This window comes from Alistipes sp. DJF_B185 (genome assembly GCF_964250025.1).
Taxonomy (GTDB): domain Bacteria; phylum Bacteroidota; class Bacteroidia; order Bacteroidales; family Rikenellaceae; genus Alistipes; species Alistipes finegoldii.
In genome coordinates this window covers 1-609 of record NZ_CAXUDY010000099.1, presented here as the reverse complement: position 1 = coordinate 609, position 609 = coordinate 1, and the positions used below count along the sequence as shown (strand labels likewise).

Below are 609 nucleotides of genomic sequence, written 5' to 3'. Positions count from 1 at the left end.
ATGCCTAACAAGTATTATTTGGTGGAGTCCGGAGCCTTGGAGCACCTGCTCCGCACGCATTTCCTGCTGACACAATCCCTATTGCTCTTCGAACACCTGTTGAGCCACAGCGACCGCCCGATGTTCCTCTCGGCCCGCAAGGTCTGCGAGGTGCTGGGTCTGGACCGTCACCAGCTCGAACAATGCCGTAAAAAGCGGATGATCCGCGCCCGTGCCGTCAACGGACAGATGATGTACGATACCTACGAGTTGCTTGCGCTTACTGAACTTTTCTACCGCCGGAAGCTGCGGAAGACCCTCTCCCGGATACCGCAGTTCACGGTGCGCTAACCGAAAGGGACTGACTGCATCCGCAGCAGTCTCTTTTTGTTTTGAGACAGCACGAATAATAATTAAAAATCCCTTTGTGAACGCCGGCCTCGGGGCAAGATAGCGCCGGACACGTTCCGGCGTCAAATTTTTGCGGCACGATCTCCACCCTTCGGGTCGTATCGCCCCTCAAAAATTTGCCTTGTCCGTGCCGTCGCTGAATATCCCGCCCCGAAGCCGGCTTCTCTCTTTCATAGCGGGGATCTGCCGGCCTTATGTCAAACTAAAATCCATTTCGAA

General features: G+C 54.8%; 1 protein-coding gene. It reads left to right on the top strand.

All coding sequences use genetic code 11. The annotated features are described in order from the left end of the window. The coding region (locus ACESTR_RS16410; protein ID WP_281809911.1) for a hypothetical protein at positions 1-330 on the top strand (330 nt) is incomplete at its 5' end. Between the last annotated feature and the right edge of the window lie 279 nt (positions 331-609).